Source organism: Azospirillum canadense (genome assembly GCF_025961225.1).
GTDB classification, from domain to species: domain Bacteria; phylum Pseudomonadota; class Alphaproteobacteria; order Azospirillales; family Azospirillaceae; genus Azospirillum; species Azospirillum canadense.
The window spans coordinates 789294-803444 of the sequence record NZ_JAOQNG010000010.1 but is presented as its reverse complement, the minus strand read 5'-3'; the positions used below and the strand labels follow the sequence as shown (position 1 = coordinate 803444).

At 69.1% G+C, this 14151-nt stretch carries 11 protein-coding genes; 4 read left to right on the top strand and 7 right to left on the bottom strand.

The annotated features are described in order from the left end of the window. Positions 1-48 precede the first annotated feature (48 nt). Together M2351_RS39410 and M2351_RS39405 are read left to right on the top strand one after the other, a co-directional pair. Positions 49-2388: an LPS-assembly protein LptD gene (locus M2351_RS39410; protein WP_264661418.1), complete on the top strand. Its 2340-nt coding sequence runs from the start codon at positions 49-51 to the stop codon at positions 2386-2388. A 142-nt stretch (positions 2389-2530) separates the two neighbouring features. After that, the gene (locus tag M2351_RS39405) at positions 2531-3256 is read left to right on the top strand and encodes a hypothetical protein (RefSeq protein ID WP_264661417.1); all 726 of its coding nucleotides are present in this window, start codon (positions 2531-2533) and stop codon (positions 3254-3256) included. A 6-nt stretch (positions 3257-3262) separates the two neighbouring features. On the opposite strand, the gene M2351_RS39400 is transcribed toward M2351_RS39405, so the two are convergent. Genes M2351_RS39400 through M2351_RS39385 form a run of 4 tightly spaced genes read right to left on the bottom strand, consistent with a single transcriptional unit; the run spans position 3263 to position 7309 of the window. Then, complete coding sequence (locus tag M2351_RS39400) at positions 3263-5284, bottom strand: O-linked N-acetylglucosamine transferase, SPINDLY family protein (protein ID WP_264661416.1); 2022 nt, start codon at positions 5282-5284, stop codon at positions 3263-3265. Between the two features lie 11 nt (positions 5285-5295). Next, a complete protein-coding gene (locus M2351_RS39395; protein ID WP_264661415.1) occupies positions 5296-5631 on the bottom strand; it encodes a YdbL family protein in 336 nt (111 codons plus the stop codon). Then, entirely contained in the window at positions 5628-5888 is a 261-nt protein-coding gene (locus M2351_RS39390; protein WP_264661414.1) for a YnbE family lipoprotein, read from the bottom strand. Before M2351_RS39390 ends, M2351_RS39395 begins: the two co-directional genes overlap by 4 nt. Next, positions 5885-7309 (bottom strand): YdbH domain-containing protein, encoded by a 1425-nt coding sequence (locus tag M2351_RS39385; protein WP_264661413.1) that lies wholly within the window; start codon positions 7307-7309, stop codon positions 5885-5887. Before M2351_RS39385 ends, M2351_RS39390 begins: the two co-directional genes overlap by 4 nt. A gap of 198 nt (positions 7310-7507) precedes the next feature. Between M2351_RS39385 and M2351_RS39380 the strand changes: the two genes are divergently transcribed. After that, positions 7508-8059, top strand: a complete 552-nt coding sequence (locus tag M2351_RS39380; RefSeq protein ID WP_406567495.1) for a peptidylprolyl isomerase — start codon at positions 7508-7510, stop codon at positions 8057-8059. A 99-nt stretch (positions 8060-8158) separates the two neighbouring features. Here M2351_RS39380 and M2351_RS39375 read toward each other — a convergent pair whose 3' ends face one another. Then, positions 8159-10861, bottom strand: coding sequence for a serine/threonine-protein kinase (locus tag M2351_RS39375; protein WP_264661412.1), 2703 nt, complete (start codon positions 10859-10861; stop codon positions 8159-8161). A gap of 287 nt (positions 10862-11148) precedes the next feature. Here M2351_RS39375 and M2351_RS39370 point away from each other — a divergent pair, with 287 nt between their 5' ends. Continuing rightward, positions 11149-12069, top strand: a complete 921-nt coding sequence (locus M2351_RS39370) for an aldose 1-epimerase (protein WP_264661411.1) — start codon at positions 11149-11151, stop codon at positions 12067-12069. Positions 12070-12086: 17 nt separating this feature from the next. Here the strand turns inward: M2351_RS39370 and M2351_RS39365 are convergent, their stop codons facing one another. Then, a complete protein-coding gene (locus M2351_RS39365; protein WP_264661410.1) occupies positions 12087-12965 on the bottom strand; it encodes a lysozyme inhibitor LprI family protein in 879 nt (292 codons plus the stop codon). Between the two features lie 11 nt (positions 12966-12976). Beyond that, the gene (locus tag M2351_RS39360) at positions 12977-13891 is read right to left on the bottom strand and encodes a hypothetical protein (RefSeq protein WP_264661409.1); all 915 of its coding nucleotides are present in this window, start codon (positions 13889-13891) and stop codon (positions 12977-12979) included. Positions 13892-14151 lie beyond the last annotated feature (260 nt).

Below are 14151 nucleotides of genomic sequence, written 5' to 3'. Positions count from 1 at the left end.
GCAGCGAAACCGTTGACTTGGCCGGACCGTTACCCCAAACGTTCGGACATGTCCCAGTTCCCGTCCCGACATGCCTGGCGCCCCGGCGCCACCCCGACGAAGCGTGGTCCAGCGACGAGCCACTCGCTGATCGCCCGCTCCGGCATCATCGCGCTGATGGTCGCGTGCGGCGTGGCCGTGTCCGACCTTGCCGAGGCGCAACAGCCGCCGGCGCAAAACGCGCCGCAGCAGCCGGCGCAGAAGGACCCGCCGGTCCTGCTGAACGCGGACACGGTGACCTTCGACCAGGACCTCGGCCTCGTCACCGCGTCGGGCAACGTGGAACTGTCCCAGGGCGCGCGCAGCGTCCGGGCCGACACCATCACCTACAACCAGAAGACAAAGGTGGTGACGGCGACGGGCAACGTCCGCTTGGTCGAGCCGTCGGGCGACATCCTGTTCTCGAACTACGCGGAACTGACCGACGACCTGAAGAACCTGTTCGTCGAGAACATCCGCGTCCTGATGACCGACAACAGCCGCATGGCCGGTACCGAAGGCGAACGGCGCGAGGGGCGGCTGATCCGCATCAACCGCGCCGTCTACAGCCCTTGCGAACTCTGCAAGGAGGACCCGACGCGGGCGCCCGTCTGGCAGATCCGCGCGGCCCGCGTCGTCCAGGACAACGAGGAGCACGAGGTCCGGTACCGCGACGCTTTCATGGAGATGTTCGGCGTCCCGTTCTTCTACCTGCCCTACCTGTCGCATCCCGATCCGACGGTCGAACGTAAGTCGGGCTTCCTGACGCCGAGCTTCCGCAACAGCTCGGAACTCGGCTTCGGCATCGTGTCCCACTATTACTGGGACATCGCGCCGGACAAGGACGCGACGATCGACTTTGGCGGCTACACGCAGCAGGGCCCCTATGTGGGCGGCCAGTACCGTCAGCGCTTCGAGAAGGGATCGCTCCAGCTCGACGGCTCGCTGACCGAAGGCGAAATCCCCAACGGCTCGGTGTCTGGCGCCAACGACCGGCGCCTGCGCGGCCACTTCTTCGGGCGCGGCCGGTTCGAGATCGACGACACCTGGCGCTGGGGCTTCGACGTCAAGCGGGCCAGCGACGATTATTACCTCCGGCGCTTCTTCAACAACCGCGACGAGGTTCTGACCAGCCGCGGCTTCATCGAGGGCTTCAACGGCCGCAACTACGCGGTCGCCAACGCCTACAGCTTCCAGGACCTGCGCTACGGCAACAGCGTGCCGGAGCCGTACGTGCTGCCCGACGCGCGCTACCTCGCCTTCGGCGAGCCCGGCAGCCTTCTGGGTGGTCGCTGGTCGCTGAACAGCAGCCTCCTGGGCGTGAGCCGGATCGGCAAGGACGGGCCGAACACCCGCCGCATCGCGATGATTCCGGGTTGGGAACGCGAATTCGTGTCGAACGCCGGCTTCGTCACCACCCTGTCGGGGTCCGTGCTGATTGCCGGCTACAACGCCGACCAGTTCAACCCGGTCGAACCGACCTCTCCTGGAAACACCAACATCAGCCGCCTGCGGTTCTTCCCGCAGGCCCAGGCGACGGTCCGCTATCCGTTCGTCCGGTACGGCGAAAGCTCGCAGCAGCTGATCGAGCCGATCGGCCAGCTGACCGTGGCGCCGAACGTGGGCGACCACACGGCCTATCCGAACGAGGACAGCCTGGACGTCGAATTCGACGAGGTGAACCTGTTCATGCCGAACCGCTTCACCGGCATCGACCGGATCGACGGCGGGTCGCGCTTCACCTACGGCCTGCGCTCCTCGATCACCGGCTACAAGACCGGTTCGGCGAGCGTGTTCCTGGGCCAGAGCATCCGCTTCTCGAAATCCAGCCAGTTCCAGGGCGGGTCGGGCCTGGAGGAGCAGCGGTCGGACTATGTCGGCCGCGTGGACCTGCGGCCGGCGAGCTGGATGGACATCAACTACGGCTTCCGCATCGACCACGACACGCTGGATCCGCGGCGGCATTCCGTCAATGCGTCCGTCGGCGTTCCCGAACTGGCGCTGTCCACGGCCTACACCTATGTGGACCAGACGCAGAGCCGCTACGCGATCCAGAAGGACATCGTGGAGCAGGCATCCTTCGGACTCAGCTCCAGGTTCACGGACAACTGGTCGATCAGCCTCGCGCACCTCCAGGCCATGCGGCCGCAGCCCGGTGCCCGGTCCAGCGCGGCGATCCTGCGCTATCAGGACGAATGCCTGATCTTCGAGACCATCGCGCAGCGCGACTACACGACGACCGCGTCCGGACAGACCGACGGCAACACGCTCTTCTTCCGCTTCGTGTTCAAGAACGTCGGCGAATTCCGCACTCCGGGCTTCAGCTCCAGCTTCCTCGGCGCCACCAACTCCAACAACAGCAGCCGGTGACGGGCTCCGGCTCCCCCGTCGCGTGGGAGGAGCCGGGCACCCCCGTCGAGAGCAGAGGATCGGCCGAAGGTCAAGGGGTTGCATCGAAGGCCCGATCCCGCTAGCCATAGCACCCTCTCCTTCCGAGCGGATCGCACGCACCATGTCCTTGGGACGCTACGACTACGACCGTCGTTACCGACGCCGATTCTGGGCGCGTTTCGGGAAGTTCGCGATGTTCGCCGTCGTGCTTCTGGGCGTGGGTCTCTTCGCCTACCAGATGGGCATCGAGCAGTTGAAGGGCCGCGACGTGACCCTGCGGGAGGAGAACGCCGCCCTGTCGCGCCAGAAAGCGGAGCTGGAGCTGCTCGCCAGCCAGATGCAGCACGCCGCGAAGACGGCGGAAGCCAAGTCCGCGGAGCTTGATGCCCGCCTGCAGCGCGAGGTGCCCACCGGCGACCTTGCACGGCTGGCCGGGCTGATCGGCGAGCGGCTGAAGGGCGGCATGGACGCGAACCGGCTCGCCTTCGTCATTGCCCAGGCTCAGCCTGTGCGCAACTGCCAACAGCCGGAGAACAAGCGCTTCGCCCTGGCGACTCCGCTCCTGAAAACCGGCAACCGCGCGGTCGCCTTCGGCAACAACACGGTGACCGTCAGCGGCGAGGGCCAAGCGGCCCGCAACCCCCAGGGCGCCCAGGAGAGCTGGTTCGACCCGGCGCAGCCCGTGACCATCAAGGTGACGGCCATCGGCGGCAAGCAGACGGTCGCCACGGGCGTTCTGCCGCTGCACCACGCCGTCGTGGTCGACAACGCCGAATACCGTTTCACCTTCACCGCCGGCGCCCGCTCCTTCGTCGAGGTCACGGCCGACCGCTGCCCCTTCCCATAAGGGGCGTCAGTCCTCGGGCGCCGCGAAGGAGCGTGGCGCCTCTCCGGCCACGTGGATCGCCCACATCGTCGCGAAGGCGCGCTCCAGAGACCGGGCCATGCGGTCCGTGTCGAACAGAGGCGCCCGGTCGCGGCCTGCCGTCAGCCGCGCCTTCAGGTCCGCCAATTCTCCCGGTTGCGACGCCAGGCGAATCGCCACCGCCTCGTAGGCGTCCAGGTCGGGCACGGCAAGGTCCGGCAGCCCTACGGCGCGCAGCAGGCTGGCACCCACCCGCGCGGCGAAGCCGTCCCCCGGTACGGTGAGGACTGGCAGGCCGGCCCACAGCGCGTCGCTGGCCGTGGTGTGGGCGCCCACGGGCGTGGTGTCCAGGAACAGATCGGCGAGCCGATAGCGCGCCAGATGATCGGCCGGTGGCAGGCGCGGCGCGAAGACCAGCCGCTCCGGCGCGGGGCCACGGCACGCCGCTTCCCGGCGGAGGTTGTCGGAAACTTCCGGCGCGCCCTCCAGCAACCACAGGACGCTCCCCGGAACGGCCATCAACAGGCGACACCAGAGGTCGAACAGCGCCGGCGTAATCTTGTAAGGAGCGTTGAAGCAGCAGAAGACGAAGCCGCGCTCCGGCAGCCCGCAGGCGGCGGGCGTCGGGGTGGCCCCGATGACCCGGCGGCGGTCGTTGGGCTGGTAGCAGGCCGGCAGTTGGACGATCCGCTCCGAATAGCCCGCCTGCCGGTCGAACGGCGTCACGATGGGATCGCCGATCACGTAGTCGAAGCAGGGCGCGCCGGTCGTGCCCGGATAGCCCAGCCATTGCACCTGCACGGGGGCGGGGCGTTGCGCCGGAATCTCGATGCGGGCGCCCTGGGTGTGCCCTTTCAGGTCCACCAGGATGTCCACCCCGTCGTCGTGAATGCGCGCGGCCGCCTCCGCGTGGGGAACGGTCGACAAATCGACGAAGCGGTCGAAGGCGCCGGCCAAACGCCGCCGCATCGGCCCGCCGTCGTCGGGGCCGTAGGAATAGCCGATTACTTCCACGCGGCGGCGGTCGTGCCGCTCGATCAGTTCGGCGATCAGCGCGGCGGTGGCGTGCTCCTGGAAATCCGCCGACAGATATCCGACGCGCAGCCGGTCGCGCGCGCCGCGCCCGTGCTGGAAGCGGGTCGCCGGAGCGGTCCGCGTGCGCCAAGCGCTGTACCGCTCGGCGCAACGGCGCTCCAGCGCCGGACCGGCGCCTTCGCCGAGGAAAATCCAGGGATGCGCCTGCTGCGTCGCGCCGTCCCGGACTGCGGCAACCAGCCGGGCGGACCGTTCGGCCAGCCCACCCCAGCGGCACAGGTGGCGCTGCTGCTGCACCAGTTGCGCCAGGACGCCGCCTGCGTCGGGCAGACCAAGCGCGAGTGCCCGTTCCAGGGCGGGGACGCTCTCGGCGATCCGGCCCGCTTCCTTGAGCGCAATCCCTAGGTTCGCGTGGGCTTCCGCCAAATCCGGGCGGAGGGCCAGGGCGTTGCGGAAGCAGGCGGCGACGCGGTCCGACCGTCCCGCCGCCTGAAGGACCGCCCCCAGGTTCAGCCACGCGGGCATCAGCGCCCTGTCGCGCGCCAGAGCATCGCGCAACGCCACGTCCGCTGCCTCCAGCTGGCCGAGCGCGCGCAGAAGGACGCCTTGGTTGCAGAGTGCCGCGGCAAGATCGGGCATCAGGCGCGCCGCCTCGCCGTAGGCATCCACCGCCTCGCTCAGGCGGCCCAGCGCCTGCAAGGTCAGGCCGAGGTTGAAGTGCACGCCACCGAAACCGGGCAGCCACGCCAGAGCGCGGTGATGGTGCGCCAGGGCCTCCGCCACCCGGCCCTGCCGGCGCAGCGCCTCGCCATGGTTGGACCGTGCCACCGCCTCATCAGGCGTGCCCGGTTCGCCAAGCGCGTCGAGCGCGGCGAACAGAGCCTCCAGCCGCCCGCCGTCGCCCGGCGACGCAGCGAGCATCCGCCGCGCCTCTTCGATCCGGGCGCCATCCCGGGATGGGAGGTCGGTCGGCACGCTGGGTCCGCCTACTTCCGGACCCAGCGTCCGGCGGACAGCACGTACAGGCCGGCCGGCGTGCGCTCGATCAGCTGCTGGCCGGCGAGAGCCTGGACCTTGTCCACCGAGGTGCCGTTGCTCTTGGCGATGTCCTGGTAGCGTGCCATGCGCTGGGCGTTCACCTGATCGGCCAGTTGCGCGGCGGAGGCCGGCGCGCCGGTGACGGCGCCGACCAGCCCGTCCGGCCGCTCCCCGATCTGCCCTGCGGCCTTGGCGTCGGCCAGGGCGTCCTGGGCATGCCCGGGAGCGGGTGCGACGAAGGCCAGCGTCAGCGCCAGCCCGGCGGCGGCGAGAATCCGGTTCATGGAGTCTTCCCTCCTTGAGTCTTTCCTGACTTCGAGGCCCCCGCCGACGGCACGCCGAACAGGGCGGGATCGTCGGCGATGGCCTTGTCCAGGTCGCGTTCGACCTTGACGCGGACCTCCTGCTCGATCCGGATGTTGAGGTTGATCTCGATGGGCTTGTCCGGCGCCTCGATCTTCACGGTGGGGGCACAGGCCAGCAGGCCGCCGATGGCGAGGCCCAGGATGGCGGAGCGGCGGAGAAGGCGGATGGGTCTCATGGATTTTTTCGTTCGAACTCCGTCATGCGGTCGCGGACCGCGTCTGGGATGCGGTAGGCGTCGAGGCTCTGCCGCAGGATCCGGTCGAGCGCGCCGCTCACCTTAAGGTTAAGCGCAACCGGATAGCCATCGTAGAATGCCGGGTTGGCCCCGCGGATGGCGATGCCGACGTTCAGGTCGCCACCCGCCTGCCCGTCCACTGTGGCGCGCAGGGTTTCGAAGCGGAAATCGGTCAGGGCGTCCCGCAGCAGGCCCGTCGGGCTGCCCTCCTCCCCCTCCAGGAAACTCGGCGGGTGGGTCGGATCGTACCGTAGGGTGCCGGGTGCATCGGCCTCCAGCACGCCGTTGTCGAGATGGACGGCATCCTTCGCGATTCGCACCGGCAGGCGCCCGCTCACCGTGCCCGTGGCGTCCAGTCCCTCCACAGCGGCGAGGTCCAGCAGCGGCCCCAAATGCACGCCGTCCGCGCGCAGCGTGACGGTGCGCTCCCCGGCGCCGGGGGCGACGGTGAAGGGCTCCGCCCGCAGCCGCCCGCCGGCCCAGCGCCACTCCGCGCGCTCCACGGCGAGGGCGCCCGTCTTGCCATAGCCGAATCGAACAGTCCCGTCGGTCAGCGGCAGTCCAACGTCCAGAAGCTTCACCGCCAGAGTTTGGCCGGGTGGAAGCATCGGCGGGATGAGGCTCGACAAGGTCAGCACGCCGTTGACCCCGGACACCGCGACCGGCCCGAACCGGCCGCCCAGGTCCGCCAGCCGGAGGTCGCCCTGCGCCGTCAGCCCTTTGGCATCCAGGCGGAAGCGCAGCTTCGCGGTCAGGCTGCCGGCCGGCTCGCTGACCGCCACCGTGCCCAACCAAGCGGCGACTGGCGGCAATCCCTTGGCCGAGGCGGAGAGCGTCGCCTGCCCTTGTAGGCTGTCGCCCTCGCGGATTGCGGTGAGCCGCAGCGTCCCGTTCGCCCGCCCGTTCGGCGTGACCAGCGTCACGGCCGCGTCCTCGACCCGCAGGGTGCCCACCGGCAGCGCTACGCTGCCGCCTTGGCCGCCCTTATCATCCGCCGCTCCGCCGCCGCCCAACGTCATGCCGGCAAGGCGCAGGCGGCCGTCCTTCCCGGCGTCCAGCGTCAAGCGGCCGTCGTTGAGCGTGACGGCGGCCAATCGGCCCTCCAGCAGCGACGCCAGCGGATGCTCCAGCGTCACCAACCCGCCCACAGTTCCCGCCTTGTCAAGCCGGACCGTTGCCCGGCTGCGCTCCGGCCCAAGTTCGGCAACGTTCACGGTTGCGTCGGAAAAGCCGGCGCGGTGCAGGGCCCAGGTCGCGCCGGCGTCCGCCAGCTCGATCCGATAGACCGCCAGCAGGGCGAGCGCGCCACCGCACACCGCAATCCAGACCAACCCGCGCCGCAAGCCCCGTCCCCCCGCCATCGTCCCTTCACCCGTCATGAACAGCCGAGCGCAAGCTTATCTTCCATACGTGGAACCGCGCGAGGGGACGACTGTGCGACATCGAAGCGACCGGACGAAATGGGCCGGCCGAAGGAGGTCCGCCGCAGGGTGTCTTTGCATCGGCGGCTGTTTCCCCTATGGTCGGCACCGCGGAATCGGCACATCGGAGAGTTTCGCATGTTGCGGTGGACGCGCATTCTCATGGCGACGCTGATCGCCACATTCTTTTTCGTTCAGGGGGAGGCCAAAGCCTTGGATCCGGAAAACACCCTTTACCTCGACCTCAAGGACGGCCGCGTGGTCATCGAACTGCGCCCGGACCTGGCACCGAACCACGTCGCCCGCATCAAGGAACTGACCCGCCAGGGCTTCTACGACGGCGTCGTCTTCCACCGCGTGATCGACGGCTTCATGGCCCAGACCGGTGATCCGACCGGCACCGGCACCGGCGGTTCCGGCAAGAAGCTGAAGGCCGAGTTCTCGAACGAGCCGCACGTCCGCGGTACCCTGTCGATGGCCCGCACGCCGGACCCGAACAGCGCGGACAGCCAGTTCTTCATCTGCTTCGCGCCGGCCTCCTTCCTGGACCGCCAGTACACCGTCTGGGGCAAGGTCGTCGAGGGCATGGAGTTCGTCGACAAGATCAAGAAGGGCAGCCAGGCCCGCAACGGTCAGGTCGACGGTCCCGACAAGATCATCAAGATGCAGGTCGCCGCGGACGCCAAGTAAGCGCCGCCAAACCTGACGCGGACCGGTTCCGCAAGATTCGGGGATCGGAGGGGTGCCGTGCGCGCCCTTCCGGTCCCCGTGCCGTTTCTCAGCGTCGTTTCAGGGTCCCTCCAAAGTGCCGGTCATCGCGCGCAGCAGGTGGCGCATGCTCTGCGGCCGCTCCTGCCATCGCATCGACAGGCCGGCGAACAGCACGCTTTCGAAGGCCGGCGGCACGGTCACCCCGCAGTCCGACAGCTTCGCCACCTTGTCGTTCATGAAGCGGCTGGTCGCGTCGGGCGGCGCCTTGCCGGTCAGCGCCTGATAGGTCGTGGCGCACATGGCATAGACGTCGGTCCATGGGCCCTGTCGGCCGTCGTGCGAATACTGCTCCGGCGGAGCGTAGCCCGGCTTCAGGATCACCGTCAGGCTGGAGTCCTGGCCCGCCGCCTGGCGCGCAGCCCCGAAGTCCAGCAGCTTCCGCTCGCCGCCCGTGGTGAGGAAGATGTTGTCGGGGCTGATGTCGCGGTGAATGAGCCCCTGCTCGTGCACCGCGTGCAGCGCCTTCATGATCGGCGCGAGGATCGTCAGCGTCCGCCGCGCGTCGATGCGCCCGCCGCATTCCGTCACGTACTTCTTCAGGGTCCGGCCTTCCAGAAGCTCCATCACGAGGTAGGCCGTGTCGTTCTCCTCGAAGAAGTCCTGGACGCTGACGATCTCCTTCACGTCGCGCAGCCGGGCGAGCAGCCGCGCCTCCTCCAGGAACTTTGTCAGGCCGGCGGCGAAGCTGCGCGCGTGCTCGTCGGAGAAGGGAATGACGCCGGACGCGCCTGGAACGCGCGAGATCAGGTTGGCCGGGTAGAACTCCTTCACCGCGACCTTGATGCGCAGGCGGTCGTCCCATCCCAGGTAGGTGGCGCCGAAGCCCCCCTGCCCCAGGACCCGCCCAACCCGGTAACGGCCGAGCAGGACCGTTCCGGGCATGAGATGAACGCCGTTACGGTTGTCGGACTGGTTGGGGTAGCCGCATCCCCGGCAACCCCCCTGAACGACCGTCCGGCCGAAGCAGCTGGGGCACATCGCCGCATCGACGGACGCGTGTTCGGCCGATGACAGCGCGCCGGGACCGCGCGCTGTCGCTGGTGCCGGCGTCGTCAGGGCGGTGTGTACGCCGGACCGTGGGGTGGTCGATCGTTGCGATGGGCGCGACGGCACCGGCGCCGGCTCCGCAGGCCGGGAGCGCAACGTCGGAGGTTGCGGTCGCGGCTCGGGCCGGGACTCAGACCGCGATTGGGATTGCGGCTGCGGCGCCGGCTGGCAGGGCGACGGGGGCGGGGTCTGGCGCAGCTGGTCGAGCAGCTCGTACAGGCGCCGAACCTCGGCCTGGGCCAACTCGTCGTGCTGGGCGGTGGCCAGGTCGGTCTGGAACTGCGGCTGCCGCACGATTTCCAGGATGTGCTGGCGCAGCAGGGGAAGCGCGCCCTCCTCGCGCACAAGGCCGGAGCAGGCGATTTCGGCCAGCCGGATGGTCCGGCGGCGCAGCATCGGCTCCACCTGCCGCAGACGCTGCGCCAATCGGCCCTGCTTGGCGAACTCGTCGACGATGAACTCGGTGCGGCCGGCGATGCGGGCGCGCGCCTCCTCCGGCAGGCCGGACGCGCGGATGGCCGCGACGGCGCCCGCGATGGCCTGCTGGAACCGCGGGGTGTCGGGAGTTTGGACGATGGTGTTCTCGACCAGCAGCTCGTTGCCCAACGCCGCGTCGAGCGCGTCGGCAATTTCCCCCATGTGCCGCTCGGCGGCGGGAACCGTGGAGACGGCAGCCAAGTAATGGATCCGCCCGATCAGGTCGGTCAGCGTTTCGCTGAGCCCGACGATGGACCGCCGGTAGGCGCTGGCCCCACCCTGCTCCAGCCGGCGCGAATAGCGGACGGTCAGCGCGTCGGCCATGGCGCCGCCGCCCATCACCTCCATCGGCGTCAGCAGGTGCCCGGACAGGACGCGCAGAAGCTCCGCCTCCTGGTCTGTCGTCCCCCGGCCGAGCGGCTGCGGGGTACGCAGTTGCCGGCGGATCCGGTCCAGCGCCATGGAGCGGGTGACCGGCAGCTTGCCCTGCCGGAACCAGCCGTTCAGGATCCCCGTGCGGTTCGGCCCCATGGGCTCCATGGGAACGCGGCCGAACATCGTGTCGCACAGCTTCACCAGCAGCCCGCCGGGCGGGAGGGCCGCGCCGAACATCTCCTGGGTCGCGGCGACCGAGCAGAGGATGTCGCCGATCACCCCGTCCACCTCCACGGACAGGCGCGCGTCGGCATCGCCTTGGAACAGCTCGATCAGGCGGTCGAGCTTGGCCGACCAAGTCCGGCGATCGGCCAGTTCCAAACTGATCGCGACGCGCAGGTCGTACGGCGCATCGCCGGTCGGGGAACGGCCGGGCGGGCAGGCCAGCACAGCGTCGATGGGCGGGCGTCCCTTCGGCAGGGTGCCGAAGGCCACCTGCGCGACGCGCGCCTTCGCGCTGGTCTCAGCGATGGCGTCCTGGATCGCGTTGCGCCGCGCTTTCGGGTCATTCCCGGGGATGCGGGCCTGCACGGTGGCGACCTTGCCGACGGCCACCTCCACGAGGGGACCCTGGTCGAGCAGCTGCCGCAACGCCTTCGCGCCGTGGATCACCTCGGTCGGGGTGAGCACCATGGAGTCCAGATATTGGCGCAGGGCGGCGCCGATCACGATCCGGCTCTGCCCGGCGTGGTAGTCGGAGAGGGTCGTGCAGATGTCCGCTTCGTCGAACGCGCCGACCGGACCGGCTTGAAGGGTGGGCAACGGCCTGGACACGCTGTGCCTATGTGCGGGTGCGAAACGACGGAGGGCGGCCGGAGCCGCGAAAGCGCATTGTCGACCGCATCCGGTAAACAGGGCGTATACATCGCTCAACGACGGCAAGCGCGGGGGTTGTGGAAGCCGCCGAGCACCGCCCACCGCAAGCTGCTCCCGAATCGCGTCGCCTGTCCGACCGTTCATACCCGTCCGCGCGGGCCGACGCGCTTCCCATCGCCCTTCGCCTGTGCGATACCCGGGGCTCGACCGACCGCCAGGGGGCCGATTTGGGCATGGACATCGACGCGGACATCCTCACGCTGCACCGCCGCATCGGGGAGCGTGGGGACATGGAATGCCTCCTGTGCCCGGACAAGGGCGGCTCCATCGCCTGGCTGACGTTCCATGGCCCGGACGGACCCGTCGACCTTCTGCGGCCGGCGACCGGCTGGGCTTTGCAGCACGGATCGGCCGTCGACATGGGCTGTTTCCCGCTGGTGCCCTTTTCCAACCGCATCGCCGCGGGCCGGTTCGACTTCGACGGACGGAACGTCGCGCTGCCGCTGAACATGACCGGATGCCCCCATGCCATCCACGGTGACGGCTGGCAGGCGCCCTGGTCCGTGGCGGAACGGACGGACTCCGCCGCGCGCCTCGTCCTCCGCCACGGTGGACAGGGTTGGCCGTGGCGCTACCGCGCTGTCCAGGACATCGCGCTGGACGACAACGGCCTGACCGTCGTTCTGGACCTGACCAACGAGGATGATCGTCCGATGCCGGCTGGAATCGGGCTGCACCCCTATTTTCCGAAGCCGCCGGGCACCCGGCTGGCCGCGCGGGTGGGCGGCGTGTGGATGAACGACGCCACGCTCCTGCCGGTGGACCGCGCCGACCTGCCGGAGGAGTGGCGCTTTCCGGACGGCGTGGTGATGGATCGGACGGTGCTGGACAACGGCTTCACCGGCTGGGACGGCCGCGCGACCCTGGACTGGCCGAGCCAGGGTCTGCGCCTGACCGTGACGACGGACGGCCCCTTCGGTCATCTGGTGATCTACGCCCCGCCGGGCGAGGACTATCTGTGCGTCGAGCCGGTCAGCCACATGACCGACGCGGTCAACCGCGGGCAGGAGGCGGACGCCGGTCTGCGCGTCCTCGCCCCCGGCGAGAGCCTGCGCGGGACAATGCGGCTCTGCCTGTCCCCGCTCCGCGGCTGACGGTCGATTCCAAGGCGTCAGCGGCAGCGGACGAAGGTCGCGCCGAAGGCGATGGGCTTGTCCAGGCGCAGGAACAGGCGGTCGAGTCGCGGCATGTCCGCGGGACCCAGGCGCAGGGTTCCGGCGATGCCGGCGGCGTCGGGCTGCGGCGCCTCCGCCCGGAAGGCAAGCCCCTGTCCCAGGTCGCCGTCCTCCACCATCACGCGCCCCTCTATGGGCATGCCGGCGATTCGCGGGTCGTGCAAGCCAAGCACCATGTCCTTTGCCGTCTCCGCCTTCGAAATTTCGAGGTAGGAGCTGCGGCAATCGTCGATTGGTGTGCGGGTCGCCGGGTCGGCCTTGGCCCAACGGCCGGTCAAACCAGCGACACCGGGTTGCCGCTGTTTCGGCAGGAAGGCGCGGGGCGGCGGCTGGACCGCGCGGGGCGGGGCGGCGTCGGTGATGGTCACGGGCTGGTCCGCCACCGGCGCCCGCCGGGCGGCCCGCTCGTCCTCCAGCGCGCTGGTGCGGTCGGCGTATTGGCGCGCGAGGCAGGCGGCGCGGTCCTTGGCCTTCTTCGGGTCGTTCAGGTCGGCCTCCGTCACTGGACAGGCCGCGTCGCGCCGCTGGCCCCACATCCGCTGGCCGGAAGCGAGTGCCTCACGCCCGGGCTCGCCAGTCTCCTCCGCGAAGGCCTTCACCGTGGCGTCGAGCTTGCCGACGGCGGCGGCCAATGCCGGGTCCCGGCAGACAAGCTGCGCCGCGGGCGATTCCGCCGAAGCGCAGTCCGGGGCGCCGGCCGTGGACGAGGTCGTGGACGGTGTTATGGACGGTGCCTGGCCCACGGCCTCCGCCGCGACGACCGGAACCGCCGAACCAACCGCCAGCAACCCCGCCAGAACAATCGTTGCCCGCATCGAAAAATCCCTTACGCCGGAAACGCTTCCAAGACGGCCTTCACCTGCCGTTGGAAATCCTGGTCGCTGCGATAGCGCGTCAGGACCGTCTTGTCACGCTGAACGAAAAAGAGCATGTCCTCGCGCTTGGGCAGCGAGCGCTGGTTGGGCTTGTCCAGAAGCTCCCCGTTCCAGTCGATGCGGGCCATAAAATAGGCCGCGCGCGAGTACAGCATGAACAGCTTGTTGTCCGGCGCCATTCTTTCCCGCCGCAACAGCCCATAATAATAGTAATTCCGGCCGTGGAAATAGTTGGTGTAGATGGCTTGCAGCGCGGCAAACCGCTCGTCCGGCGAATTGATCTTCTTCACCTGCTTTTCCAACTTGAACCCGGCATAGAAATAGTCGCGCGCCTCGTTCTCGAAGGAAAAGGGGGAACCGCGCATGAGCGCCATCTGCTCCCCGTATTTGCGCAGGACCCGGCCCATCAGCAACTCCAGGAACCGCCGCTCCGCCGCAAGCTCGGGCGGCACCTGCATGATCAGTTCGAAGACGTGGCGCAGGTGGTAGGGATGGCGCACGACGATGACCGGGATATTGCCGACCTTCCGCCCCGGTGCGCGCCGGTTGGCGGGGGTGGAACGGGACGCCGACACCGACGCGATGACCGAAAAAGCCGTGTCCTGGAGTTTCCAGCGCATCGCCGTTTGGGACGACTGTTTTCCGAGGTTGAAGCTGGCCAGCCGGCGTTGCAGGCGGCTGCGCCAATTTTCCTTGGGCATCTTGTGCGTCGGCAGGTCCGGAACGGCCAACGGGTTGCCGAGGATGTCGGCCGGCGGCGGCAGCGGGTTGAAGTTGAAGTATTTGCCGGTGACCACGCCGCGCGCGGCCCCGCCGGGAGCCATGCCGCCCCCGCCCGCTCCGCCCCCCATTGACGTGGCCGACATCAAGTCCATCCGCCGCCCGACCCTTTCCTGCACCCTGCCCGCAACCACCCACGCGCCGCGCGGGCGAATTGTTTCGTGTACGCCGTTCACAGAGAAAGAAAACACTGGCCTTTATACGGTCACGTGCACAAGCGGAAAAGCGGGTCCGGCAAAGCGGGATGTCGCAGGGCTTTTGTCCCACCGGACGATCCCGCAGGTGCGAAGGCACTCTGTCCGAGCGAAATGGTTGATGGTATCCTTCCCGTCCGCGTGCCGGACAA

What these genes read in the sequence shown, in the direction of transcription:
- M2351_RS39390 (WP_264661414.1), bottom strand. Translation starts at nt 5,888, where the DNA reads ATGAGACCCATCCGCCTTCTCCGCCGCTCCGCCATCCTGGGCCTCGCC.
- M2351_RS39370 (WP_264661411.1), top strand. Translation starts at nt 11,149, where the DNA reads ATGGACATCGACGCGGACATCCTCACGCTGCACCGCCGCATCGGGGAG.
- M2351_RS39405 (WP_264661417.1), top strand. Translation starts at nt 2,531, where the DNA reads ATGTCCTTGGGACGCTACGACTACGACCGTCGTTACCGACGCCGATTC.
- M2351_RS39410 (WP_264661418.1), top strand. Translation starts at nt 49, where the DNA reads ATGTCCCAGTTCCCGTCCCGACATGCCTGGCGCCCCGGCGCCACCCCG.
- M2351_RS39385 (WP_264661413.1), bottom strand. Translation starts at nt 7,309, where the DNA reads ATGGCGGGGGGACGGGGCTTGCGGCGCGGGTTGGTCTGGATTGCGGTG.
- M2351_RS39395 (WP_264661415.1), bottom strand. Translation starts at nt 5,631, where the DNA reads ATGAACCGGATTCTCGCCGCCGCCGGGCTGGCGCTGACGCTGGCCTTC.
- M2351_RS39380 (WP_406567495.1), top strand. Translation starts at nt 7,508, where the DNA reads ATGTTGCGGTGGACGCGCATTCTCATGGCGACGCTGATCGCCACATTC.
- M2351_RS39360 (WP_264661409.1), bottom strand. Translation starts at nt 13,891, where the DNA reads ATGTCGGCCACGTCAATGGGGGGCGGAGCGGGCGGGGGCGGCATGGCT.
- M2351_RS39365 (WP_264661410.1), bottom strand. Translation starts at nt 12,965, where the DNA reads ATGCGGGCAACGATTGTTCTGGCGGGGTTGCTGGCGGTTGGTTCGGCG.